24 protein-coding genes and 1 riboswitch are annotated in these 23,465 nt (G+C 72.5%); of the genes, 15 read left to right on the top strand and 9 right to left on the bottom strand.

Translation table 11 applies throughout. The features are described from left to right. Nucleotides 1-1,398, bottom strand: coding sequence for a type VII secretion integral membrane protein EccD (eccD, locus tag ACGFIW_RS08590; protein WP_393312055.1), 1,398 nt, complete (start codon nt 1,396-1,398; stop codon nt 1-3). A gap of 166 nt (nt 1,399-1,564) precedes the next feature. Between eccD and eccCa the strand changes: the two genes are divergently transcribed. The 7 genes from eccCa to ACGFIW_RS08555 all read left to right on the top strand — a co-directional run bounded on the left by eccCa (nt 1,565) and on the right by ACGFIW_RS08555 (nt 8,159). Continuing rightward, nucleotides 1,565-5,530, top strand: coding sequence for a type VII secretion protein EccCa (eccCa, locus tag ACGFIW_RS08585; protein ID WP_393312053.1), 3,966 nt, complete (start codon nt 1,565-1,567; stop codon nt 5,528-5,530). A 67-nt stretch (nt 5,531-5,597) separates the two neighbouring features. Further along, nucleotides 5,598-6,020, top strand: a complete 423-nt coding sequence (locus tag ACGFIW_RS08580) for a YbaB/EbfC family nucleoid-associated protein (RefSeq protein WP_393312051.1) — start codon at nt 5,598-5,600, stop codon at nt 6,018-6,020. A gap of 16 nt (nt 6,021-6,036) precedes the next feature. Continuing rightward, nucleotides 6,037-6,330, top strand: a complete 294-nt coding sequence (locus ACGFIW_RS08575) for a hypothetical protein (protein ID WP_393312049.1) — start codon at nt 6,037-6,039, stop codon at nt 6,328-6,330. A gap of 31 nt (nt 6,331-6,361) precedes the next feature. Beyond that, a complete protein-coding gene (locus ACGFIW_RS08570; RefSeq protein ID WP_393312047.1) occupies nt 6,362-7,087 on the top strand; it encodes a hypothetical protein in 726 nt (241 codons plus the stop codon). Between the two features lie 24 nt (nt 7,088-7,111). Further along, a complete protein-coding gene (locus tag ACGFIW_RS08565; RefSeq protein ID WP_393312045.1) occupies nt 7,112-7,381 on the top strand; it encodes a hypothetical protein in 270 nt (89 codons plus the stop codon). 165 nt (nt 7,382-7,546) lie between these two features. After that, entirely contained in the window at nt 7,547-7,855 is a 309-nt protein-coding gene (locus ACGFIW_RS08560; protein ID WP_088986628.1) for a WXG100 family type VII secretion target, read from the top strand. Nucleotides 7,856-7,880: 25 nt separating this feature from the next. After that, nucleotides 7,881-8,159 carry a WXG100 family type VII secretion target gene (locus ACGFIW_RS08555; RefSeq protein ID WP_357072537.1) on the top strand — a complete coding sequence of 93 codons (279 nt, stop codon included), beginning with the start codon at nt 7,881-7,883 and terminating at the stop codon, nt 8,157-8,159. A 94-nt stretch (nt 8,160-8,253) separates the two neighbouring features. On the opposite strand, the gene mycP is transcribed toward ACGFIW_RS08555, so the two are convergent. Together mycP and ACGFIW_RS08545 are read right to left on the bottom strand one after the other, a co-directional pair. After that, a complete protein-coding gene (gene mycP / locus ACGFIW_RS08550) occupies nt 8,254-9,495 on the bottom strand; it encodes a type VII secretion-associated serine protease mycosin (RefSeq protein ID WP_393312043.1) in 1,242 nt (413 codons plus the stop codon). A gap of 50 nt (nt 9,496-9,545) precedes the next feature. Beyond that, nucleotides 9,546-9,881 carry a helix-turn-helix transcriptional regulator gene (locus tag ACGFIW_RS08545; protein WP_393312042.1) on the bottom strand — a complete coding sequence of 112 codons (336 nt, stop codon included), beginning with the start codon at nt 9,879-9,881 and terminating at the stop codon, nt 9,546-9,548. A 228-nt stretch (nt 9,882-10,109) separates the two neighbouring features. Here ACGFIW_RS08545 and ACGFIW_RS08540 point away from each other — a divergent pair, with 228 nt between their 5' ends. Continuing rightward, nucleotides 10,110-10,832 carry a carbonic anhydrase gene (locus ACGFIW_RS08540; protein WP_393312040.1) on the top strand — a complete coding sequence of 241 codons (723 nt, stop codon included), beginning with the start codon at nt 10,110-10,112 and terminating at the stop codon, nt 10,830-10,832. Between the two features lie 54 nt (nt 10,833-10,886). Here ACGFIW_RS08540 and ACGFIW_RS08535 read toward each other — a convergent pair whose 3' ends face one another. The 3 genes from ACGFIW_RS08535 to ACGFIW_RS08525 form a co-directional block, all read right to left on the bottom strand. Next, complete coding sequence (locus ACGFIW_RS08535; protein WP_393312038.1) at nt 10,887-11,906, bottom strand: coiled-coil domain-containing protein; 1,020 nt, start codon at nt 11,904-11,906, stop codon at nt 10,887-10,889. 4 nt (nt 11,907-11,910) lie between these two features. Beyond that, a riboswitch (cyclic di-AMP (ydaO/yuaA leader) is annotated at nt 11,911-12,041 on the bottom strand. 166 nt (nt 12,042-12,207) lie between these two features. Then, a complete protein-coding gene (locus ACGFIW_RS08530) occupies nt 12,208-13,578 on the bottom strand; it encodes a YibE/F family protein (protein WP_393312036.1) in 1,371 nt (456 codons plus the stop codon). A gap of 297 nt (nt 13,579-13,875) precedes the next feature. Beyond that, a complete protein-coding gene (locus ACGFIW_RS08525) occupies nt 13,876-14,172 on the bottom strand; it encodes a metal-sensitive transcriptional regulator (protein WP_030329541.1) in 297 nt (98 codons plus the stop codon). 96 nt (nt 14,173-14,268) lie between these two features. Between ACGFIW_RS08525 and ACGFIW_RS08520 the strand changes: the two genes are divergently transcribed. The 7 genes from ACGFIW_RS08520 to ACGFIW_RS08490 all read left to right on the top strand — a co-directional run bounded on the left by ACGFIW_RS08520 (nt 14,269) and on the right by ACGFIW_RS08490 (nt 20,303). After that, a complete protein-coding gene (locus tag ACGFIW_RS08520; protein ID WP_393312034.1) occupies nt 14,269-14,478 on the top strand; it encodes a heavy-metal-associated domain-containing protein in 210 nt (69 codons plus the stop codon). Nucleotides 14,479-14,492: 14 nt separating this feature from the next. After that, nucleotides 14,493-15,434 carry a hypothetical protein gene (locus ACGFIW_RS08515; protein WP_393312764.1) on the top strand — a complete coding sequence of 314 codons (942 nt, stop codon included), beginning with the start codon at nt 14,493-14,495 and terminating at the stop codon, nt 15,432-15,434. Nucleotides 15,435-15,447: 13 nt separating this feature from the next. Continuing rightward, nucleotides 15,448-17,700 (top strand): heavy metal translocating P-type ATPase, encoded by a 2,253-nt coding sequence (locus ACGFIW_RS08510; protein ID WP_393312032.1) that lies wholly within the window; start codon nt 15,448-15,450, stop codon nt 17,698-17,700. A 74-nt stretch (nt 17,701-17,774) separates the two neighbouring features. Beyond that, nucleotides 17,775-17,948: a CsbD family protein gene (locus ACGFIW_RS08505; RefSeq protein WP_036410891.1), complete on the top strand. Its 174-nt coding sequence runs from the start codon at nt 17,775-17,777 to the stop codon at nt 17,946-17,948. A 169-nt stretch (nt 17,949-18,117) separates the two neighbouring features. Then, nucleotides 18,118-18,465: an ArsR family transcriptional regulator gene (locus ACGFIW_RS08500; protein ID WP_357554351.1), complete on the top strand. Its 348-nt coding sequence runs from the start codon at nt 18,118-18,120 to the stop codon at nt 18,463-18,465. Continuing rightward, nucleotides 18,462-18,731: a hypothetical protein gene (locus tag ACGFIW_RS08495; protein WP_393312030.1), complete on the top strand. Its 270-nt coding sequence runs from the start codon at nt 18,462-18,464 to the stop codon at nt 18,729-18,731. Before ACGFIW_RS08500 ends, ACGFIW_RS08495 begins: the two co-directional genes overlap by 4 nt. Before the next feature lie 120 nt (nt 18,732-18,851). Continuing rightward, complete coding sequence (locus ACGFIW_RS08490; protein ID WP_393312028.1) at nt 18,852-20,303, top strand: alpha/beta hydrolase; 1,452 nt, start codon at nt 18,852-18,854, stop codon at nt 20,301-20,303. Nucleotides 20,304-20,325: 22 nt separating this feature from the next. Here the strand turns inward: ACGFIW_RS08490 and ACGFIW_RS08485 are convergent, their stop codons facing one another. The 3 genes from ACGFIW_RS08485 to ACGFIW_RS08475 all read right to left on the bottom strand — a co-directional run bounded on the left by ACGFIW_RS08485 (nt 20,326) and on the right by ACGFIW_RS08475 (nt 23,366). Further along, nucleotides 20,326-21,603, bottom strand: coding sequence for an RNA polymerase sigma factor (locus ACGFIW_RS08485; protein WP_393312026.1), 1,278 nt, complete (start codon nt 21,601-21,603; stop codon nt 20,326-20,328). Further along, nucleotides 21,600-21,956, bottom strand: coding sequence for a YciI family protein (locus tag ACGFIW_RS08480; RefSeq protein ID WP_393312762.1), 357 nt, complete (start codon nt 21,954-21,956; stop codon nt 21,600-21,602). Before ACGFIW_RS08480 ends, ACGFIW_RS08485 begins: the two co-directional genes overlap by 4 nt. Nucleotides 21,957-22,103: 147 nt before the next feature. Next, on the bottom strand, nt 22,104-23,366 hold the full coding sequence (locus tag ACGFIW_RS08475) for a DUF2786 domain-containing protein (protein WP_393312024.1): 1,263 nt from the start codon (nt 23,364-23,366) through the stop codon (nt 22,104-22,106). Nucleotides 23,367-23,465 lie beyond the last annotated feature (99 nt).

Genomic DNA, 23,465 nt, shown 5'->3' with positions numbered 1-23,465 from the left:
TCAGGGCCGGAGGTTGACGATCCAGCCGTAGAGCCCGCAGACCCAGAAGGCGAGCGGGACCAGCGAGATGATCAGCATGATCTCGGCGATGTCGAGCAGCCGGCCCCAGACCGGCGAGATGCGCTTGCCGGCGACGGTCAGGCCGTAGATCAGGCTGACCACGGCGGCCAACACCAGCCCGCCGAGAATCAGGCCGAGCCGGACCGGCAGCGACCCGCCGGCGAAGGTGGCCGCGGCGGCCAGGCCCAGCCCCACGGTGCCGGCCAGCAGCACGGGGGTGCGCTGGGCGCGGCCCAGCAGCGGGCGGGACCGCAGCAGCGACAGCAGGGCCAGCACCAGACACAACAGCACCGCCGCCACCCGCCCGTCCAGGGCGAGCACGAACTGCGCGCCCAGCACCAGCACCGAGACGGTCCACAGCAGACCGGTCATGAACTGGTCGGCGCGTTCGCTGCGCTGGAGCACCTGCCGGCCGTCGACCGACTCGCTGTCGGTCTTCAGATCCTCCGGGCCCGTCGGGATCGAGGGCACCGGCAGTCGCGCCAACCGGTAGGCAGCCATCGGCAGTGCCGGCACCACGGCGAACGCCACCGCCGCCACCACCGCGGCGGAGGCCGGCGCGTCCAGGTCGAGGACCAGGCAGAGCAAGGCGCCCAACCCGGTCGCGGCCCCCACCCCGATCGCGGCGAAGAACAGCGGGTACCGGTCGCCGACCGCCAGCACGGCGACCGCACCGGCGACCACCGCCGCGGTCGCCGCGAGCAGGACGTGCGGGCTGGCCAACCCGGTGAGTGGCCGATCGCCGGCGAGCAGCAACAGGCCGCCGACGGCGGCATGCCCCAGCGCGACCATGGCCAGCACCGCACCGGTGCGGCTGTCCCCGGCGGCCCGGGACAGCACCGCCGCGCCGACCAGCAACGCCACCGCCACCAGCAGGGCGGCAAGCGCGCCGGGCAGGTGCGGCGGGCCGGCGAAGAGCGCGGCGAGCGCGCCGGCGCCGAGCGCCGACGCCGCGAACACCACCGCGAAGGACCGGGTCGCGCCGACCTGCCAGGCACCGGGGCGTTGGTTGGTCGCGGTGGCGACGGCATCCACCACGTCGTCGAAGACGATCTCCGGGGCGGCCGCGGACCGGGGGTTGAAGTAGAGCACCTCACCGTCGCGGACACTGAGCTGCGCGGCGGTACGACCACCGTCCAGCGGCGCACCGCCCAACCTGGACAGTGCCCAGCCGCCGTGTCGCGCCCCCTCGTCGGCCATGTCCTCGCCGGCGTAGAGCAGCAGGGTGGGGAGCAGGTCGGCCATCGGCACGTCCGACGGGAGGGCCAGGTCCATCCGGGTACGCGGAGCCACGATGGTGATCCGGCTCAGCCCACCGGTCGCCGTCTTCGTCGCCACAGTGGCCTCCAGGTGTGCGTCGGTGCTCGGCTGGTCGCGATGCCGCGCTCCGGGACCACCGCGCCCACGGCAGATTACCTACGATGGCGGGCACGTACGATGCCCACCCGCGGGCTCCGGCCCGCGGCGGCACGTCATCAGGCCGCTTCTGGGGGAGGAGACAGCCGTGAGCACGGTGGTGTTCCGCCGGCTCCCGCGTCAGCCGGGACCGGCTCTACCGCGCGGTGAGGTGCTGCTGGAGTCTCCTCCCGAGCTGCCCGAGCCGACGCCCCGCGGGATGGGGCAGCTGCTCATGATCCTGCCGATGTTCTGCGGGGTCGGCGCGATGGCGTTCCTCTACGCCGGCAAGGGCGGCGGCATGATGACGTACGTCGCCGGTGGCCTCTTCGGCGTCTCGATGCTCGGCATGGCGATCGGTTCGCTGGCCAACAACGGTGGCAAGGACAAGGCCGAGCTGAACGCCGACCGGCGCGACTACATGCGTTACCTGGCCCAGATGCGCAAGCGCACCCGGCGGGCCGCCGAGCAGCAGCGGGCGGCGATGACCTGGCGGCACCCGGAGCCCGACGCGCTCTGGTCGATCGCGGCGTCCCGACGGCTCTGGGAGCGGCGGACCACCGAGGACGACTTCGGCGAGACCCGGATCGCGCTCGGCCCGCAGCGGCTGGCGGTGGAGATCGTCCCACCGGAGACGAAGCCGGTGGAGGACCTGGAGCCGATGAGCGCCATCGCGCTGCGCCGGTTCGTCCGCGCCCACTCCACGGTTCCCGAGTTGCCGACCGCGTTGTCGGTGCGCGCGTTCAGCCGGGTGGTGCTGCGGGGCGACCGCGCGCCCGTGCTCGACCTGACCCGGGCGGCGCTCGGGCAGTTGGCGACCTTCCACGCCCCGGACGACCTGGTGATCGTGGTGGTCGCCGCGCCCGACCGGCAGCCCTCCTGGAACTGGGTGAAGTGGCTGCCACACGCGCACCACAGTGCCCGGACCGACGCCGCCGGCGCCCGCCGGCTGGTCTTCGCCAGTCTCGCCGAGGCCGAGGCGGCGCTGGCCGCCGAGTTGGCCGGACGGCCTCGGTTCGCGCCCGAGGCCAAGCCGTTGACCACCGCCCCGCACCTGGTCGTGGTGATCGACGGTGGCGAGGTCTCACCGACCTGTCAACTGGTGGGCCCGGGGCTGCTCGGCACCACGGTGATCGACCTCTCCGGGACGGTGCCCCGCGACGCCGGCCGCTGGCTGCTCTGCCTCGACGCGTCGGACGGCAGGTCGCTCGACCTGGTGCGCGGCAGCTCGTCGTCGCCACTGGGTCGCCCCGACCGGCTCAGCGCCGAGGCGGCCGAGGGGCTGGCCCGGCAGATCGCCCCGTACCGGCTCTCCCAACAGCAGGCCAGCAGCGACGAGCCGCTGGCCCGCAGCACGGAGCTGCCGGACCTGCTCGGCGTGGGTGACGCCGCGACGGTGGACGTGCAGCACACCTGGCGCCCGCGCGGTCACCGGGACCGGCTGCGTATCCCGCTCGGCGTCGGCCCGGACGGCAACGTGGTCGAGCTCGACTTCAAGGAGTCGGCGCACGAGGGCATGGGCCCGCACGGCCTGGTGATCGGTGCCACCGGCTCCGGCAAGAGCGAGCTGCTCCGGACGGTGGTGGCCGCCCTGGCGGTGACCCACTCGTCGGAGGAGCTCAACTTCGTCCTGGTGGACTTCAAGGGTGGCGCGACGTTCGCCTCGTTGGAGGCGCTGCCGCACACCAGCGCGGTGATCACCAACCTGGCCGACGAGCTGCCGCTTGTCGACCGCATGCGCGACGCGCTCGCCGGCGAGATGGTGCGCCGGCAGGAGCTGCTGCGGGCCGCGGGCAACTACGTCTCCCGCTTCGAGTACGAGAAGGCGCGGGCGGCCGGTGAACCGCTGGCCCCGATGCCCAGCCTGCTGATCATCTGTGACGAGTTCAGCGAGTTGCTCGCCGCCAAGCCCGACTTCATCGACCTGTTCGTGATGATCGGCCGGTTGGGCCGGTCGCTGGGCGTGCACCTGCTGCTGGCCAGCCAGCGACTCGAAGAGGGCAAGCTGCGTGGCCTGGACACCCACCTGTCGTACCGGATCGGTCTGCGGACCTTCTCGGCGGTGGAGAGCCGGATCGTGCTCGGCGTGCCGGACGCGTACGAGCTGCCGAACGCGCCGGGCCACGGTTACCTGAAGACGGACACCAGCACCATGCTGCGGTTCCGGGCCGCGTACGTCTCCGGGGCGTACCGGGCGCCGGGGCAGCAGGCCGCCGCGTCGCAGGCGCTCGTGCAGCGCAGGATCGTGCCGTACGGCCTGGACTTCGTCGCGGCACAGCTCCCGCAGATGCCGGTGGACACGGCGCCGGAGCCCGAGCAGCCGGCCGACGGCAAGGCCGTGGCGATGCTCGACGTGCTGATCGGCCAGCTCAAGGGCCAGGGTCGCCCGGCACACCAGGTGTGGCTCCCACCGCTGGCCGACCCGCCGGGCCTGGGTGAGCTGCTCGGCCCGCTGGCCGTCGACCCGACCTACGGGTTGTGCACCGCGTCCTGGCCGGGGCGCGGGCGGCTGACCGTGCCGGTCGGGGTGGTGGACCGCCCGTACGAGCAGCGCCGTGACCCGATGATGGTCGAGCTGGCCGGGGCCGGCGGCAACGTGGTCATCGTCGGCCGGTCGCTGAGTGGCAAGAGCACGATGCTGCGTACGCTGCTCGCCTCGCTGGCGCTCACCCACACACCCCGTGAGGTGCAGTTCTTCTGCCTGGACTTCGGCGGAGGCGCGCTGCGCAGTCTGGAGCGACTGCCGCACCTGGCCGGGGTCGCCGGTCGCCGGGACGTCGAGGCGGTCCGCCGGACGGTGGCCGAGGTGGTCGCCATCCTGGACGACCGGGAGACGCGCTTCGCCCAGCACGGCATCGACTCGGTGGCCAGCTACCGTCGTCGCCGGGCTGCCGGTGAGTTCGCCGACGACCCGTTCGGTGACGTGTTCCTGGTGGTGGATGGTTGGAACACGGTGCGCCAGGAGTACGAGGAGCTGGAGCAGACCATCACCACGCTGGCCAACCGGGGCCTCGGCTTCGGCGTGCACGTGGTGCTCACCGCGGTGCGGTGGGCGGAGATCCGGATCAACATGCGCGACCTGCTCGGCACCAAGCTGGAGTTGCGTCTCGGCGACGCGTCCGAGTCCGAGATCGACCGCCGCGCCGCGATGAACGTGCCGGAGAAGGCGCCCGGTCGCGGCCTGACCCGGGACAAGCTGCACTTCCTCACCGCCGTCTCGCGCCTCGATGGTCGTCGGGACATCGACGACCTGGGCGAGGCGTCGGTGGCTCTGGCCGGGCACGTGGCCGCCAACTGGCCGGGCCGTCCGGCGCCGAAGGTGCGGCTGCTGCCGCGCCGGCTGCCGGTGGCCGAGCTGGCCCGGATCATCGACCGGTCGGCGCCCGGTCTGCCGATCGGCGTCAACGAGTCGGCGCTCGCGCCGGTCTACCTGGATCTGGCCAACGAGCCGCACCTGACGGTCTTCGGCGACGCCGAGTGCGGCAAGACCAACCTGCTGCGGCTGATCGCCCGGGGCATCACCGAGCGGTACACGCCCGCCCAGGCGCGGCTGGTGATCGCCGACTACCGGCGTGGCCTGCTGGGCGCGGTGGAGGGCGATCACCTGCTCGACTACGCCCCGTCCAACCAGGCGTTCGCGCAGGGGCTCGCGTCGATCCGCAGCGCGCTGTCCAACCGGTTGCCCGGCCCGGACGTGACCACCGCCCAGCTGCGCGACCGTAGCTGGTGGAAGGGCCCGGACCTGTACATCCTGGTGGATGACTACGACCTGGTGGCCTCCGGCGGCAGCAATCCGCTCAGCGCCCTCCAGGAGTTGTTGCCGCAGGCGCGCGACATCGGCCTGCACCTGATCGTCACGCGTCGTGTCGGCGGCGTGTCCAGGGCGCTCTACGAGCCGGTGCTCCAGCGGCTGCGTGAGCTGGACTCACCGGGTCTGCTGATGTCCGGCAACCGGGAGGAGGGCGCCGTCTTCGGCACCCTGCGACCGAGCCCGCAACCGCCGGGCCGGGGCACCCTGGTCCGCCGACGCGACGGCCAACAGCTGATCCAGACCGCCTGGTCCGAACCGTCCTGAGGGGACGCACGGGGCCGGTCCGGTCCGGTAACGTGCGGTTCACCGCCACATCCGATGGGAGGCTGCTGTGGGCACATCGTGGACGCCGGGCGCCGGGTTCGGTGCTGGCCTCGACGGGCTGCTGCGCCAGGCGCAGGAGCAGCAGCGTCGGCTCGCCGAGTTGCAGCGCCAGCGCGCCGAGCTGAGCGTGCGTGGCGAGAGCCCCGACGGGCTGGTCCAGGTCACCGTGGATGGCGAGCAGAAGGTCACCGGTGTCGAGGTCAACGCGCGGGCGATGCGTCTGGACAGCTTCAGCCTGGCCGAGTCGGTGCAGGCCGCGATCGACGCGGCGTACGCCCTGCACGCGGAGCGGTCCCGGGAGCTGCTCGCCGACCTGCTCGGTGGGTCCGACCTGGTCCGGCGGGCCGAGGCGGGCACGCTCACCCCGCAGGAGTGGTTCACACAGTTCGGTGTGGACCTCGACGACCCGCTGCGCCGGCTGCGCGGCTGACGAGAGGCAGGGGCCGATGGCCAACAAGGTCGACGTCGACGCCATCCGCGGTGCCGCCAGGAAGCTGGAGGCGGCCGACGGCCCGATCCAGTACCTGCGCAACGCACAGCAGCTACTGGAGGGCGTCAAGCTTTCCGGCAGTGCGCTGACCCTGTTCGGTGGCGCCACCGTGGCGGCGCACAACGGCTCGGTGGACGGGCATCTGGCCAATCTCCGGTCCGGGATCGTCCACCTGCAGACGGCCGCGGCGAATCTGGAGCAGTCGGCGAAGAACTGGGAGAGGTCCGACCAGCCGTGGGTCGTCAAGTGAGACGGCCCGCCACGCACGGAGGGAGCCCGCAGTGTCGGAGATCCTGATCGCCAACTCCTCGGGTGCCGTGGTCGGCTCGCACAGCGTCGCGGCGGCCACCGCGCCGGTGCGGACCCTGGCCGGTGTGGCCCGGGGCAACTGGGCCTGGATCGCTTTCGCCGGCGTGCTGGTGGCCGCGGTCGCCTACCTGGAGTCGTTCGACAACGAAGAGGTCAACAGTTCCATCAAGGAGTGGGGCGACGCCGCGCGGCTGCTCGGTGGAGACCAGTTCGGCGCCGCACTGGACGAGGTGGTCCCCGGCAGTGACGAGTGGGACTTCGACGACCGCGACGCGTTCGAGGTGTTCCTGCGCAAGTTGAAGGCCGAGGTCAATTCGCTGGCCGAGGCGTTGAACGCCAACCGCGACACCCTGACCGCTGCCCGGGACGCCTTCAACGACGCCGTCGACGCGCTTGTCGACGCGCTGATCCCGATCCTGGTGGCGGTCATCGCCTCGATCGCGCTCCAGATGTTCCCGGCGACCGCGCCGATCGCGGAGGCGATCGGTGTTGCCGGCATGACCGTCGCCGCTGCCGTACTGGCGGTGGTCTTCGCCGACATCAGCGGGTTGTTCACCACCATTGCCGACGGTTTCCGGGGCAACGATCGGTTCGCCTTCGTGTCGGACTCACGGCCGGGATGGGCTGCCACCGGCACCGACCCCAATATCCGGGACATCGCCATCGATTGGGTCAAGGACGACTCGTTCTACCGCTGAGTGACGGGTCGAGAAGGAGCGGCGATGCCGCGGGCATTGTTCTACCTGTTCGTGTACTTCCTGTCGACCATCCCGGTCTTCCTCGGCCTGGCGCTGGTGGCCCAGGTCCGCGGGTCGGTGCGGGTGCGGCGAGCAGGCGAGTTGGTGCTGCTCACGGGCATCGCGGCGCTGGTCCCGGTGGTGCTGCACCGCGCGCTCGACGTGCCGGCGCTCTGGCTGGCCGTGGCACTGCTGGTGGCCATCCTCGTGATCGGCGCGGTGCGGCACGTCCGCTCGTATTCCCGGTCGGCCTGACCCGATTCACCGGCATCCATCGCAGGGCCCCGGCCAGGGCTGCGAGGGTCGGCCGCATTCCGCTACGGTCTTCACTGGAGTGTCCGTCGGTGGGGTGTTGCTGCCTTGCCGCGGGGGAGGGGTGCGGCAAAGCCGCCACCACAACATGACGGAAGGGTGTGAAGCATGGCGTTCGAGGTCGAAGCTGCGACTCTGCATACCGCCGCGAGTGACGTGCGGTCCACGCGCAGCGAGGTCGACGGCGAGCTGAAGAAGCTGTGGAACGTGGTCGACGACCTGGCCATGGCGTGGAAGGGTCAGGCGTCCACGGGCTTCCAGTCGCTGATGACGCGCTGGAACGAGGACACCGTCAAACTGCTGACGGCGATGGACAACATCGCTGACCTGCTCGACAAGTCGGGTACGACGCATCAGGTCAACGACGAAGAGCAGCAGCAGATGCTGGACAAGTTCCACTCTGCTCTCAACCCGTGATCCGCAGGCAGCAGAGGGGGAAATCGTGACGATCAAGGTTGACTACGCGGTCCTCGAGAGCAGCAATCAGCAGATGCAGGCCATCTCGAAGACGCTCGAGGAAAAGCTCGACACGCTTCGGGCGATGCTGACCAAGCTCCACTGGGACGGCGAGGACCGGGTTGCCTACGAGCAGCACCAGGCGAAGTGGGATGCGGCGGTTGGGGACATCAACCGGATCCTGAACGAGATCGGCGGTGCCGTCGGCATCGCGCGGGAAAACTACCTCACCACGGAGATGAGCAACTCCAAGGTGTGGAGCTGACGCATTCACCGGTGCGGCTCCGGTCCGGTTCATCCGGGCCGGAGCCGCATTGTCTCTGTGGTGCCCGTGTCGCGCCGACGTGCGGCCGGCCCGGTCAGCTGGCCGCCGGTGCGTCGGGGCGTCGGCCCGGGCGCCAGTCGCGTTTGCGGCCCCGGGCCACGATCGGTCGTGCGATCAGCAGCAGCACGGTGAGCAGCCCGCCGACGGCCGCCGCCCAGATCGCGGCGGTGCGCTGCCAGCCCAGGGGGTCGTCGTGCGCGACGGGTGCCGGGAGCGCGCCGGCGGGCGGGTTCTCCCGGGTGCCCAGCAGGCTCGACACCGCCCGGTACGGGTTGACCACGCCGTAACCGATGTCGGCGTTGTGGCCCCCCGGTGGGTTGTCCGCCGTGCGTTCCAGCCGTTCGGCGACCTGCTGCGGGGTGAGACCGGGGTAGGCGGCCCGGACCAGTGCGGCCACCCCCGAGACGTACGCGGCGGCGAAGCTGGTGCCGCCGGTCGGCTCGGCGCGGTAGCCGGAGCCCTGGGGTGCCGGCCCGACGATGTTCAACCCCGGTGCGGCGATGTCGACGTAGTCGCCGCTGATCGAACTGCCGACGTGACCGCCCTGCTCGTCCACGCCGCCGACGGCGATGACCCCGGGGTACGCGGCCGGGTATCCCGGCCGGTCCTGCTGATTTTCCACCCGGTTGCCGGCGGCGGCGACGAGCACCACCTGCTTGGCCAGCGCACGCTCGACGGCCGCCGTCAGCTCGGGGCCGGGAATTGTCGTGAGGGACAGGTTGATCACGTCGGCGCCCTGCTCGACAGCCCAGTCGATCGCCGCGGCGATCTGCACCGGAAGCTGGGCGTCCCGGGTGTCCTTGAGGTCCGGAAGGACCCGGATCGGCAGGATGCGGGCCGCCGGGGCGATCCCGCTGAACGGGGCGCCGGTGCCCTCGCGGCCGGCGATGATGCCGGCGATCATGGTGCCGTGCCCGACCAGGTCGCACTGGCCCTGGTTGGCTGCCAGGTCGTTGAAGTCGCGACCCTCGAGCACCTGGCCCGCGAGAAGCGGGTGGACGGCGGAGACCCCGGAATCGATGACTGCCACCGTCACGCCGGCACCCCGGGACAGCGGCCACGCCGCGGACGGCTCCAGTCGGCGCAGCGCCCACGGCATCGCCGTCAGGCCCTCCTCGCTGACCGGACCGCAGGCGGGCAGTGCCGCCCGTGCCGGTGCGGGTGCCACGAGTGCGGTGCCGAGCAGGGCAGCCAGGGCGGTGCTGAGGACACCGCGGGCGGCACGGCCGCTGCGGCGGAACGGGTCGGTCGCGTTCGACGGCGGGCATTCGCGCACTCGCAGAGATTACCGCTGTGCCCCGTCGGGCAGCGGCCCGGCAACGCGGGTCAGGCCGGCGGGCCGGCCTCCGTGGCGGGCGTCTCGGCGAACAGCGCGAGCAGGTCGCCGACCTGGCGGTCGGCCTCGGCGGGGTGCCGGAACCGGCCGGACGGGTTGAGGGTGTATTCGTTGCGCCGTCCCACCCGGGTGCGGTGCAGGTATCCGCCCGCCTCCAGGTCGGCGACGATCGCCTGCGCGGCCCGTTCGGTCACGCCGACCTCGGCCGCGACGTCGCGTAGCCGGGCGGTGGGGTCGCGGCCGATGGCCAGCAGAACGTGCCCGTGGTTGGTGAGGAACGTCCAGTTCCGCCCGCCGCCGGTGTCGCCCGTCGCAGTGCTCGCCATGGTGTGACCGCCTCTGTTGGATGTCCGCCCCGCCCCGGGAGTCTCGTCCGCCCTGCCACCGGTGCGTCGCCCAGGGGTTGGCCCGGAGTCAACGTATGAAATGTAAATCACGCATACCTTGACGCATCTTACGGTGCGTGTGACGGTGGAGCCCCGAGCCAGCGCCCGCCGCCGGCCCGGCTGACAAGCCGGTTGACCAGGCCAGACACGTGAATATGAGGTGCGGGTATGAGTCGTCCCGGAACACCCGGTGGGCAGCCGGGTCCGCAGCGGACCACCGACCGGGCGTCCGCGATCAGCGATCCGGCCCAGGCGTACGCCGAGCTGACCGCCGGAAACCGGCGCTTCGTCAGTGGCGCCCCGCGCCACCCCAACCAGGATGCCGGGCGCCGGGCCGCCGTGGCCGACGGGCAGCACCCGTTCGCGGTGATCGTCGGCTGCTCCGACTCCCGCCTGGCCGCCGAGATCATCTTTGACCGGGGGCTCGGTGACCTGTTCGTGGTCCGCACGGCCGGCCACACCGCCGGTCCGGAGGTGCTGGGCAGCGTGGAGTACGCGGTGACAGTCCTCGGCACCCCGCTGGTGGTGGTGCTCGGCCACGACTCGTGCGGGGCGGTGCAGGCGGCGCGGGAGTCCGCCGCGACCGGCACGCAGCCTCCCGGGCACCTGGGCGCGGTGGTCGACGCCGTGCTGCCCAGTCTGTCCCGGGCCCGTGCCGAGGGTGTGGAGGACATCAACGGCATCGTCGACATCCACATCGCGCAGACCGTCGAGACGCTGATCGGTCAGTCTCCCGTGCTGGCCGACGAGGTGGCGCGGGGGCGGTGCGCGGTGGTGGGTGTGTCGTACCGGCTCGCCGCCGGCGTCGTACGCCCGGTGGCGGCGGTGCCGGCCAGCTTCGCGACGCTCGACGTGCCGACGGGGTCGGCCGACCCGGCCGCGGCCGCCTGACACGCCGAGGGCCGCCCCGCACGAGGCGGAGCGGCCCTCGGGCCATCCGGTGGGTCAGAGCAGCGACATGTGAACGTGGTCGGTGTGGTTCGACGGCCCGCTGTACGACTTCCAGCCGCTCGCCGGGAACCAGATCTGCCGGTTCCAGATCACGTAGTAGATGCCGAGCCGGTCGGCGTTGCGGATGAGGAACGCGGCGACGTTGTTGCCGTACGTCCGGGTGTCCTCGTTGTGCCAGGGTGCGAAGCCGCTCTTCTGGAGCGACCAGTCGCAGGCGCGGCCCTTCGGGTGCTCCCACGGCCCGCCGGGGCGGTAGCAGCCGACGAACCGGTTGAAGCCGGCCCGCTTGACCTCCTTGTACGCGTGCAGCGTCCGCGGTGTGATGCAGCCGGACGTGGTCGGGTCGTCCTCGCTGCACGACTGGGCCTTCCAGTCGCCGTCGGCGGTGCGGCCTGGCCCGATCTTGGCGACCGGCGAGGTGGCGTCCACCAGGCCGCCGGTGAAGCCCTTGCCGCCGACCAGGGAGAGCGCCTTGTCGGCCTCGTTCTTCCGCTTGGCCATCACGGCGGTCTGCTTCTGCTGCTCGCGAACCTCGGTGTCGAGGGCCAGCTTGGCCTCCTCGGCACGGGCCTTCGCCGCGTTGACCTCGGCGAGCTTGTTCTCGTTCACCATGTTGATCTCGTCGAGCATCGCGGCGCGCTGGACGAAGGTGTCGGGAGCGTCGCTTTCGAGCAGCATCGCGAGCGCGCCGATCCGACCGGTCCGGTACGACTGGGCGGCGATCTGCCCGACCTGTGGTGCCAACGCGTCCAGGTCGGCCTTGGCCCGGTCCACCGCCAGCGCCAGCTCAAGCTGCCGCTTCTTGGACTTGTCCAGTTTGGACTTGGCGGCGGAGTAGTCCCGGTTGGCCTGCTCGATGACGTCGTTGAGCAGCTTCGGCTCGCCGTCCTCCTCGTGCCCGGACGGTGTCGGGGTCGTCGGGGCGGCGTGGGCCGGCTGGGGCCCGGCGAGCACGGTCAGTGCGGCGATCACGGCCACCACGGGTGTCAACCAGCGGCGTAGGGGTGCCGTCACAATGTTCCCTTCCGTCGACCGCCGACCGGGTTAGCTGACGGGTTCGGGGCGGAAGTGGCCCCTACCGCTGACGCGGATTCACCCCACGTACCTGGGTCCCCGGCTCGCCGGTTGGCGATTGGGCGGTGGCACCGCAGGCGCCGCTTCGCGCCTTCATCGGTAACCGGCAGCGAGGTTACCCGAGAGTCGACTGGGTGAGCTACGCCTGGATGCCGACCAAAAGTGTCATTTCGCCATAGCGTTGGGTGACCAGTGACGCGGTTCTCAGGGTGGAGGCCCGATCTGGTCACGCTGAGGAGTGTCACCATGCCGTTTCCGTGCTCCTGTTCGACTCCGGCCACCCGTCGATGGCCGTGGATGGGGGTGGGGTCCGCGTCTGGTCCGGCTCGTCGGGTCGAGAGGTTCGCGGTGAACTGAGGGCGGCCAGTGCCTCCGCCCGGTCCGGCTCCGGTGGACGCCGGGCGGCGTCGGCGGGCGGCGTGGCATCGGCCCGCCCGGCGGCGGTCACGATCGCGGCCAGCCCGGTGGTCAGTGGCACGGCGGCGATCAGACCGAGTGTGGCGACCGCGCTGCGGACGATTTCCTGCGCGAGGAACTCGCTGGTGAGGATCTGCCCGATCGGCCGTGCGTCGGCGGTGAGCAGGAGCAGCAGGGGCAGCGACGCGCCCGCGTACGCCAGCACGATGGTGTTGACAGTGGAGGCGATGTGCGCACGGCCCACCCGGGTCGCGGCACGGTAGAGCTGCAACCGGGTCAGCCCGGGGTTGGCGTGCGCCAGCTCGGTGACGGTGGCCGCCTGGGTGACCGTCACGTCGTCGAGCACCCCGAGCGATCCGATGATGATCCCGGCGAGCAGCAGGCCGTGCAGGTCCACGTCGGCCTGGAACATCGACAGTGTCGTCGCGTCCTCGCTGCCGAAGCCGGTCAGGTGGGTCGCGGCCGTGGCGATGGTGGCCAGCACCCCGGTCAGCACCAGGCTGCCCAGTGTGCCGAGCACCGCCACCGAGGTCTGTGCGCTGATGCCGTGCGTCAGATAGAGCACCACGAACATGATCAGGGCCGCGCCGACCACCGCCACCAGGAGGGGTGACCCGCCGGCGCCGATGGCCGGCAGCACGAAGGTGAGCAGGATGGCGAAGCTGGCCGCCAACCCGGCAAGTGCGGCCAGGCCCCGCCATCGGCCGAACGCGACGATCGCCGCGGCGAAGATCACCGCCAGCCACAGCAGCGGGGTGCCGCGCTGGTGCTCGGCGATGTTCCAGTTGCTGGTGCCCGGATCGGCGGGATCGGTCAGCTCGACGAGGATGACCTCGTCGCCGACCCCGACCCGTGGTGCGCCGGGTCCGTCGGGGATCGGTGTCCGTACCTGTTGGCCGGCGGCCGGCCCGTCGTCCACCCGGACGTCGACGGTGCCGCACGGCCCGGCACCGACCCGGGGTGTGCCCTCGGGGCTCGACGGCTGCGGCGGGCACGGCTCGGTCACCACCCGGGTCACCGTGCCGGCATAGCGCGGCACGTCCGTTCCGCCGTCGGTCTGCGGTGTCCCGCCACGCGGCCAGAGCAGCGCCGCGGCGAGCACGGTGGCGACGAAGAGGGGCACCACCGTCACGACGAGGAGCCGCCGCACCCGGGGCGGGGCGGGCGGAGCGGAACGGGTGTGGTCGGAACCCAAGGCGAGACTCCCAACGATCCGGTGCGGGGTACGTGTCAGTGCGCCGGACGGTTCATCCGCACCGCGGAATCGTGGCGGGAGACGCCCAGGATCGCTGACCGGCGACCATCTGATCACGGATGGTCAGTGCCCGGCCCGGGCGGTCAGCGGCGACGCCACGGCGCGGCGTCGCCGGTGCCCGTTCGTGCAGCGGCATGCGGGGGGTCATCGTGGGGAATGCTAACCAGCCCGGCCCGGGGGCGCAGGTCGTGGCGGGGTGTCGTCGGCCGAACCGCCGTGTGTCGGGGTGCGGGGCAGTCAGCCGCGCTTCATCAGCCGGCCGACGGCCGCCATCATCTCGGTGGCCATCTCGTCGGCCCGCCCTTCGGCGGCCCCCTCGTGCATGCAGTGCCGGGCGTGTCCGTCGAGCAGCCCCAGCGCCACCTTGTCGAGGGCGGCCTGGATCGCGGAGATCTGGGTGAGCACGTCGATGCAGTAGCGGTCGTCATCGACCATCTTCTCGATGCCGCGGACCTGGCCCTCGACTCGGCGGAGCCGCGCGAGCAGCTGGTCCTTGCTGGCGGTGTACCCGCGGATCGGGGTGGGTGCGGTCATGCCGACCAGAATAGCCTACCCCCCGGGGGTATGGTACGGTCGCTGCCGGATGTGATACCCCCACCGGGTACCGGTAACGGCAAAGGAGACGATCCGATGGTCAACACGACGTTCCAGGTGCAGGGCATGACCTGTGGGCACTGCGTCAGCGCGGTGAGCGCCGAGGTTGGCGCCATCGCGGGCGTGCGTGACGTCCAGGTCGACCTCGCCACCGGCCAGGTCAGCGTGAGCAGCGAGCAGCCGCTGGACGTGCAGGTCGTCCGGGCCGCCGTCGACGAGGCCGGCTACGACCTCGTCGACGCGTGAGCGCGGGGGCCGGCATGCGTACCGTGCCGAGGCTTGCCGGGTTCGTTGTCGGCCTCGCGGCGGTCTTCGGCGCCACGTACGGGGTCGGCCGGGTGGTCGACCGCAGCCCGGTCGTCGAGGGCCGGCATGACGGAGACGCCGCGCACGCGACGGAAGAACGTGGCGAGCCGGCCGACCGGATTCCCGGTGGGCTGCTCGTCTCCGACCGCGGCTACACCCTTGACCCGGTCGACGCCCCGGGCGGCCAGTTCGCCTTCCGGATCACCGGCCCGGACGGCCAGCCGGTGACCCGGTACGACGTGGCGCACGACAAGAGGATGCACCTGATCGTGGCCCGCCGGGACCTGTCCGGTTTCCGCCACGTGCACCCCGACCTGGCCGCGGACGGCACCTGGCGGGTCGGCACACCGCTGACCGGGCCGGGGCAGTGGCGGGCGTTCGCCGACTTCACCCCGACCGGGGGTGAGCCGCTGACGCTCGGCGTGGACGTGACGGTCCCCGGTGCGCTGACCGAACGACCGCTGCCCGCCCCGGCGACCAGCACGACCGTCGACGGCTACACGGTCACCCTGACCGGCGCGCCGCAGCCCGGCCGCACCGCCCCGCTCACGTTCACCGTCAGTCGGGACGGGCGGCCGGTCACCGACCTGGAGCCCTACCTGGGCGCGTACGGGCACCTGGTGGCACTGCGCCGGGGTGACCTCGCGTACCTGCACATGCACCCGGACGGGACCCCCGGCGACGGGCGGACCCAACCCGGCCCGGCCGTCACCTTCCTCGCCGACGTGCCCTCGACCGGCAGCTACCGGCTCTACCTCGACTTCCGGCACGGCGGGGCGGTGCACACCGCCGAGTTCACGGTCGTGACCGGCACCCCGCCGCCCGGGAGCGACCCGAGCGGACCCGCGCCGAGCGGCGGTGCCGACCACGGCACCCCCGGGCACGGGCACAACTGACGGGACCACGACGATGACCACCACCAGCAGACCGCTGCCCGAGGCGCCCAACCGGATCGAGTTGGCGATCGGCGGGATGACCTGCGCCGCCTGCGCCGCCCGGATCGAGAAGAAACTCAACCGGATGGACGGGGTGAGTGCCGCCGTCAACTACGCCACCGAGAAGGCCACCGTCCGCTACGCCGACGGCGTCACGCCGGACGACCTGATCGAGACCGTGCGGAAGACCGGCTACACGGCGGCGCTGCCGGCCCCGCCGACGGTCGAGGAGCCGGCGGATCCGCTGCGCGGCCCGCGTACCCGGCTCTGGGTCTCGGTGGCCCTCAGCGTGCCGGTGGTCTTGCTGGCCATGGTCCCGGCCTGGCAGTTCGATTACTGGCAGTGGCTGTCGTTGACCCTGGCCGCCCCGGTGGTGGTCTGGGGTGGGCTGCCGTTCCACCGGGCCGCCTGGACCAACCTGCGGCACGGCGCGGCGACGATGGACACGCTTGTCTCGCTCGGCACGCTTGCCGCGTTCGGCTGGTCGCTCTGGGCGCTGTTCCTCGGTGACGCAGGCATGCCCGGGATGACGCACCCGTTCCGCTTCGCCATCACCCGCACCGACGGCGCCGGCAACATCTACCTGGAGGCGGCCGCCGGGGTGACGGTGTTCATCCTGGCCGGTCGCTACTTCGAGGCCCGCTCCAAGCGGACCGCCGGTGCGGCGCTGCGTGCCCTGCTCGCGCTCGGTGCCAAAGAGGTGGCGGTGCTGCGCGACGGGGTGGAGACCCTGATCCCGGTGGATCGGCTCGTCGTCGGCGACCGGTTCGTGGTTCGACCCGGTGAGAAGATCGCCACCGACGGGGTGGTCGAGGAGGGCACCTCCGCCGTCGACGCCAGCATGCTCACCGGTGAGTCGGTGCCGGTCGAGGTCGGCCCCGGGGATGGCGTGGTCGGCGCCACCATCAACGCGGGCGGACGGTTGATCGTCGGCGCCACCCGGGTCGGCGCGGACACCCAGCTCGCCCGCATGGCCGACCTGGTCGAGCAGGCGCAGAGCGGCAAGGCGGCCGTGCAGCGCCTGGCGGACCGGATCTCCGGCGTCTTCGTGCCGATCGTCATCACCCTGGCCGTCGGCACGCTCGGTTGGTGGCTCGGCACCGGGGCCGGCCCGACCGCCGCGTTCACCGCCGCCGTCGCCGTGCTGATCATCGCCTGCCCCTGCGCGCTCGGCCTGGCCACCCCGACCGCGCTGCTTGTCGGCACCGGTCGAGGTGCCCAACTGGGTGTGCTGATCAGGGGGCCGGAGGTGCTGGAGTCCACCCGCCGGGTGGACACCGTGGTGCTGGACAAGACCGGCACCGTGACGACCGGCCGGATGACCCTGGTGGACGTGCTGCCGGCGAGCGGCACTGATCGGGCCGAGCTGCTCCGGCTCGCCGGGGCGGTGGAGGCCGCCTCCGAGCACCCGATCGCCCGAGCGGTTGCGGCGGGCGCCGCCGAGGCGGGGGCGCTGCCCCCGGTGACGGGCTTCGGCAACCTCGAAGGGCTGGGCGTGACCGGCACTGTCGACGGGCGGGCCGTGCTCGTCGGTCGGGTCCGGCTGCTGCGCGAGCGCGAGATCGAGGTCCCGCCGGAGGTCGAGGCGGCCGTCGGTGTCGCGGAGGCCGCCGGCCGTACGGCGATCGTCGCGGGCTGGGACGGCCGAGCCCGGGGTGTGCTCGCGGTCGCCGACGTGGTCCGGCCGACCAGTCGGGCGGCGGTGGCCCGGCTGCGGGCGCTGGGACTCACCCCGATCCTGTTGACCGGGGACAACACCACGGTGGCCCGCGCGATCGCCGCCGAGGTGGGCATCGACGAGGTGATCGCCGAGGTGCTGCCGGCCGGCAAGGTCGACGTGGTCAAGCGGCTCCAGGCGCGGGGGCGCTCGGTGGCGATGGTCGGTGACGGGGTCAACGACGCGCCGGCGCTGGCCCAGGCCGACCTGGGGTTGGCCATGGGCACCGGCACCGATGTGGCGATCGAGGCGTCCGACCTCACCCTCGTCCGGGGCGACCTGGACGCCGCGGTGGACGCCATCCGCCTGTCCCGACGCACGCTCGGCATCATCCGGGGCAACCTGTTCTGGGCGTTCGGTTACAACGTGGCGGCCCTGCCGCTGGCCGCCGCCGGGCTGCTCAACCCGATGATCGCCGGAGCCACGATGGCGTTGTCCTCGGTCTTCGTGGTGGCCAACAGTCTGCGGCTGCGCCGGTTCCGTCCGGCGGCGGTCGATCGCGGACTGTGACGGCGGTGATGGTTGGACCGGCGTCGGTGGGGGTACTGGTCCTGTTGTAGCGACGCTTGCAATGGAGGTTGGCAATGGGATTCGACGATAAGATCAACAACGCCACCGAGGACGCGACCGGCAAGCTGAAGGAAGGCGCTGGTCGCGCCACCGATAACGAGCAGCTCGAGGCCGAGGGTCGCGCTGACCAGTCCACGGCCAAGCTCAAGCAGGCCGGCGAGAAGATCAAGGACGCCTTCAAGAGCTGACGTACGACGTAACCCGCACGCCGGGTCGGTGATCATTCACCGGCCCGGCGTGTCTGTGTGTCCGGCCTCGGTCCGTGACCGACCCTGAGAACCCCCTGATTCCGTCCTCCGGTCGTACCGTCAGGCGGGCATACCTGCTAACTTCTATTTGCATGTGCGAGGGCCGGTTGTGAGCAGTGCCCCATCACCGATCGGCGACGACCTGGTCCGGGTGCTGGCCTCGCTGGCCAACCCGCACCGGCTGCGAATCGTCGCCGCGCTGGCCCGCGAGCGTGCCTACGTCAGCGGGCTGGCCCGGCAACTGGGCATCAGCCGAGCGCTGTTGCAGGTCCACCTACGGAAGCTGGCGGCGGCCGGGCTGGTCACCGCGAGCCTGGAGTTGTCGGAGGACGGGAAGGCCATGAACTACTACGAGGTGCAGCCGTTCGTGCTCACCCTCACCCCCGAGATCATCGCGGCGGCGGTCGAGACGCTGACCGTGCCCGACTCGGCCGAGCAACCAGGAGCGGACCGATGAGCGGGCACGACTGGACCGAGGTGGTCGGCGCGATCGGCATCTTCGCCTTCCTGGTCAGCGTGGTCACGGTGACCATCGTGCAGGTCGCCAAGACCCGACGGGCCCGGTACGAGGCGGCCCGCGCCGACGACTACCGCCAGCTCGCCGAGACGGCCGCGCAGGCGCAGGCGGAGAACGCCCGACTGCTGGCGGCGATGGACGGCCGGCTCGCCGGGATGGAGACCCGGATGACAGGTGTCGAACGCGTCCTGGTCGAGGTCGACTGACCGCCGACGAAGGCCCCGGACCGTCGAGCGGCTACTCGACGGCCCGGGTGGAAGCAGCATCACCTCGCCCGATGGGCGAGTTTCACCGGCAACGCTCCTTCGAGGAGAGGACAGCACCTCATGCGGCAAGTCCGCAAATCCGCGGTCGGCTGGGCGGTCGCCCTGGCCCTCACGGCCGCCGGACTGACCCCGGCGAGCCCCGCCGCCGCCCAGCCCACGATCGACTGGCATCCCTGCGCCGCCGACGACTCCGCCGAGTGCGGCAGCCTGTCACTGCCGGTCGACTGGGCCCGACCCCGGGGGGAGCGCTTCGACCTGGCGCTGGCCCGTCGGGTCGCCAAGCCGGCCACCCGCGAGGGCACGCTGGTCTTCGGGCCCGGCGGCCCAGGTGACAGCGGGGTCGACCGGGTGGTCGACGGCAGCTCCCGGTTCAGCGCCGACCTGCGCCGCCGGTTCGACATCGTCAGCTTCGACCCGCGCGGCACCGGCGGCAGCCACCCGGTGGTGTGCTCCCGGGCCCTGCTCGCCCAGCAGCCGCAACTGATCGCCGACCAGGCCCAGTTCGACGCCACGCTGGCCGGCAACGCGCTGCTGCGGGCCGACTGCCGGGCCCGCACCGGGTCGCTCTACGACCACGTGGACACGATCAGCGCCGCCCGCGACCTGGATGCGATCCGTGCCGCGCTCGGCGAGCGGCAGTTGACCTTCCACGGCAGCTCCTACGGCACCCTGCTCGGTGAGCAGTACGCCGAACTGTTCCCGCACCGGGTCCGGGCCATGGTGCTGGAGGCCGCGGTGGACCACAGCGTCGGCACCCGCGCGTTCCTGGACACCCAGGCCGTCACCTCCCAGGACGCGTTCGACGAGTTCGTCGCCTGGTGTGACAGGTCCACCGCCTGCGCCCTGCACGGGCGGGACCTCCCGGCCGTCTGGGAGGGGCTGCGCGCCCGAGCCGAGGCCGGCACGCTCACCGACCCGAAACGGCCCGGCGTCGTACTGACCCCGTTCGAGTTGAGCCGGCTCACCCACCGGGAGTTCTACGACACCTGGCGCTGGCCGGGGCTCGCCGAGTGGCTGGAAGGGATGGAGGCCGGCACCACCACCGTGCGAGGCACCGGACCGTCGGCCGGCGACGCCGTGGCGGCGTACCCCTTCGCGGTCTTCTGCCAGGACTGGAGCCTGCCGGTCCGCGACTACCGGGAGTACGACGGACACCTGCGCCGGATGGCCCGGCTCGCGCCCGACCTGCGGTATCCGACGGCGGTGTTCGCCCTCGCGACCTGCCTGGGCACCCCGACGCCGGTCGCCAACCCGCAGCACCGCCTGCGGGTACGCACCGACGTGCCGCTGCTGATCGCCGGCACTCTGCACGACCCGGCCAGCGGGTACAACTGGGCCACCAACGTGGCGCGGCAGTTGGGCCGGCACGGCGTGCTGCTCACCTACCAGGGGTGGGGGCACGGCAGCTACACCACCAGTCCGTGCGTCGAGCGGGCCGTCGACGCCTACCTGCTCGACCAGGTGGTGCCGGCCCGGGGCACCACCTGCCCGGCCGTCGACCCCGACGTGTGACCGCCGCCGCCGGCCGCCGGGGTCAGACCCGCCCGGCGGTCGGCGGCTGTGGCATTCCCGCCAGTCGGGTGGCCTTCAGCTCCAGGTACCGCTGCTCGGGCCGGCTCGTGGTGCCCCGGGCCGCCGCCAGGTACGCGTCCCGCGCCGCGCCGGGCTCCCCGGCCAGCTCCAGCAGGTGCGCCCGGACGGCGGCGAGCCGGTGGTGCCCGGCGGTGCGGTCGTCGGCGTCCAGGGACGTGAGCAGGGCCAGCCCGGCCCGGGGCCCGTCCACCATGGCAACCGCCACCGCCTGGTTCAGGGTGACGAGCGGGTTCGGCGCGATCCGGGCCAGCAGCCGGTAGAGGGCGACGATCTGCCGCCAGTCCGTCTCCGCCGCCGTCGGCGCCTCGGCGTGCACCGCGGCAATCGCGGCCTGGAGTTGGTACGGGCCGGGCGGCGACCAGGTCAACGCGTCGGTGATCAACGCGATCCCCTCCGCGCTGGCGGCGGCGTCCCACCGGGTGCGGTCCTGCTCGGCGAGCGGCACCAGCTCCCCGTCCGGGCCGAGCCGAGCCGCCCGGTGCGCGTCGGTGAGCAGCATCAACGCCAGCAACCCGGTCACCTCGCCATCGTCGGGCAGCAGCCCGTGCAGGACGCGCGTCAACCGGATCGCCTCGCCGGTCAGCTCGGCCCGGTGCAGGTCCGGGCCACTCGACGCGGTGTAGCCCTCGTTGAAGATCAGGTAGAGCACGCGGAGCACCGTGCGCAACCGCTCCTCCCGCTCGGCCGGCCCGGGCATGGTGAACCGGGCCCCCGCGGCCTCGATCCGCTGCTTCGCCCGGCGGATCCGTTGACTCATCGTCGCCTCCGGCAGCAGGTGCGCCCGGGCGATCTGGGCGGTGCTGAGACCGCCGACCGCACGCAGGGTGAGCGCCACCTGCGCCGAGCCGGTCAGCGCCGGGTGGCAGCAGAGGAACAGCAGGGTGAGGGTGTCGTCGGCGTCCGCCGCCGCGGGCTCCGCGTCGGCCGGCGGCGCCACCGCGGCGTACGCCGGCTCACGCAGCGCCACCGCCAGCTCCCGGTCCCGGCGGGCGCTCTCGCTGCGCCACTCGTCGGTGAGCCGGCGGGTGGCCACGGTGAGCAGCCACGCGCGCGGACTGTCCGGTACGCCCTGCGTGGGCCACTGTGTCGCGGCGGCGAGCAGCGCCTCCTGGACCGCGTCCTCGCACCTGTCGAACTGGCCGTGCCGGCGGACCAGCAGGCCGAGGACCCTCGGCGCGGCCGTGCGCAGCAGATCCTCGACCGTCCGGTCGGCTGTCACATCTCCGCTCCGGCCTCGTCCATGATCGGGCGAACCTCCATGGCACCGCCGAAGCGCACGTCCGGCCAGCGGGCGGCGATCTCGGCGGCCCGCTGCGGGCTGTCGCAGTCGACCGCCAGGTAGCCGGCGAACTGCTCCTTGCTCTCCATGAACGGCCCGTCGAGCACCTCGGTCCGGCCGTCGACGGCCCGGACCGTCAACGTCTGCGACGGGTTGGCCAGCGCCTGGCCGCCGATCAACTCGCCGGTCTCGGTCAACTCCCTCATGATCTCGTCGACCTCACCGAACAGGGCGGTACGGTCCTGCTCGGAAAGCTCCTCGGTGAAGCCGGGCCGGTTCCAGATCAGCAGCATGTACTTCACGGCGACGCTCCTCAGGCTCGTGTCACATCCCGGTCGGGGCGCGACTCACCGGAGGGTCGGAGCCGACAACCCGATCCCTACGGCGTACCGAAGGAAATCGCAGATATCTTGCCCGGTGGCGGTCCCACGCCGGGTGGCTCAGCGCCGATCCGGTCGGCCGGGCACCTGGCGGGGCCCGCGCCCGCCGCCGACGTCCAACGACGCCCGGTCGGCGGCCGAGGTGCCCGACGACCAGCCCTCGGCGTCGCGCACGCTGAGTCGGTGCCGGGTGACGCCCGGGAAGAGCGTGTCCAGCCGCTCCCGGACCGCCTCGCCACGGGCGGCGAGCACCGGCAACAGCCGCTCCGCCCCGGCCGTCTCGGCCGCTGCCCGGTCCGCCGCGTCGGTGGCCGCCTCGGTGGTCGCGCGCAACCGCTCGCCGATCCGCAGCGCGAACGCGTTGAGGAACGACTCGTCCCAGACCTTCGTGCGCCGCCCCGACCCCGGCCGCCGCTCGGCCCGCCCCCGCAACATGGCGGCGGTGGCCTGCACCAGCAGCGAGGTGTAGAGCAACTCCACCGCCACCAGATCGGCCGGCCAGCCCAGCACTGTGGCGAAGCCGAGATCGTCGGACCAGACCGCCTCGCACCTGTTCGCCGCCGCAACCTCCTGCACCAGCAGTGCCTTCGCGCCCGCGTACGGGGTGTCGGTGCTCAGGCGTACCCCGCCGGGCACATCGCCGCGCTCCGACCCGGCGGCCAGCAGCGCCTCGTCGATGCTGTGCCGGGCGATCAGCTCCTGCGCCTTGCCGGTCAGCGCCTCCGCCTCGGCCGGGAAGGTCGTCGACTCGGCCTTGGCCAGGAGCGCCCGAACCCGGTCCAGCATCGGCGACCCGCTGCGCGCCGTACCGGCCGATCGGGCGGTCACCGCCCCGCTCGACCCGGGCGGCGGGCGCAGCACCGCGATCGGCGGCAGGCTCTCCACGAGCGCGAGGACGTCCACTGCCGCGCGGAGCGCGTCGACCCGATCCAGCGCCTCCCGCGCGGACCAGCCGGACAGCACCTTCTCGTCGTCCGCCCGTGCCTCGGCGGCCAACGCCCGCAACTGCTCGTCGAACCAGGCCGGGACCGGATCCGACTGCGTGCGCCGCTGCACGGCCATCGCGTCGCGGACCAGCCGCGCCGCGCGGCCGTCGAGCCGCCGCGCGGTGATCCGGTCCACGTCGACCGGCTGCCAGCCTCGCGGCCAGAGCCGCGCCAGGCCACGGACCAGACGACGCACCAGCGCCGCGTCCACCGCCGTGGTGCCGTCCGCCGCGCCGGTGCCGACCATCAGCCGGTCCAGCTGCCGTTCGGCCTGCCGTACGTCGGTGCCGCGTACCGCCGCGAGTGCGTTGGCGACGAGTTCGTCCGCGTCCGGCACGGGCACCTCCTTCTCGGGCTTCTCGGGTTCCGCTGCCGGCGAGGCCGCCCGACCCACCCCAGCTCCATGATCATGCCGTGCGAGGCCCCGGAGACACGA

The sequence above is a fragment of the Micromonospora sp. NPDC048935 genome, from assembly GCF_043197875.1.
Classification (GTDB): domain Bacteria; phylum Actinomycetota; class Actinomycetes; order Mycobacteriales; family Micromonosporaceae; genus Micromonospora.
The sequence above is the reverse complement of the archived record's forward strand: the minus strand, read 5'-3'. Positions and strand labels throughout refer to the sequence as shown.

Coding starts and splice junctions, on each gene's coding strand:
- ACGFIW_RS08490 (WP_393312028.1), top strand. CDS start 18,852: ATGCGGCAAGTCCGCAAATCCGCGGTCGGCTGGGCGGTCGCCCTGGCC.
- ACGFIW_RS08545 (WP_393312042.1), bottom strand. CDS start 9,881: ATGGCGAGCACTGCGACGGGCGACACCGGCGGCGGGCGGAACTGGACG.
- ACGFIW_RS08495 (WP_393312030.1), top strand. CDS start 18,462: ATGAGCGGGCACGACTGGACCGAGGTGGTCGGCGCGATCGGCATCTTC.
- ACGFIW_RS08560 (WP_088986628.1), top strand. CDS start 7,547: ATGGCGTTCGAGGTCGAAGCTGCGACTCTGCATACCGCCGCGAGTGAC.
- ACGFIW_RS08565 (WP_393312045.1), top strand. CDS start 7,112: ATGCCGCGGGCATTGTTCTACCTGTTCGTGTACTTCCTGTCGACCATC.
- ACGFIW_RS08525 (WP_030329541.1), bottom strand. CDS start 14,172: ATGACCGCACCCACCCCGATCCGCGGGTACACCGCCAGCAAGGACCAG.
- ACGFIW_RS08510 (WP_393312032.1), top strand. CDS start 15,448: ATGACCACCACCAGCAGACCGCTGCCCGAGGCGCCCAACCGGATCGAG.
- ACGFIW_RS08515 (WP_393312764.1), top strand. CDS start 14,493: ATGCGTACCGTGCCGAGGCTTGCCGGGTTCGTTGTCGGCCTCGCGGCG.
- ACGFIW_RS08505 (WP_036410891.1), top strand. CDS start 17,775: ATGGGATTCGACGATAAGATCAACAACGCCACCGAGGACGCGACCGGC.
- ACGFIW_RS08540 (WP_393312040.1), top strand. CDS start 10,110: ATGAGTCGTCCCGGAACACCCGGTGGGCAGCCGGGTCCGCAGCGGACC.
- ACGFIW_RS08520 (WP_393312034.1), top strand. CDS start 14,269: ATGGTCAACACGACGTTCCAGGTGCAGGGCATGACCTGTGGGCACTGC.
- ACGFIW_RS08480 (WP_393312762.1), bottom strand. CDS start 21,956: ATGCTGCTGATCTGGAACCGGCCCGGCTTCACCGAGGAGCTTTCCGAG.
- ACGFIW_RS08575 (WP_393312049.1), top strand. CDS start 6,037: ATGGCCAACAAGGTCGACGTCGACGCCATCCGCGGTGCCGCCAGGAAG.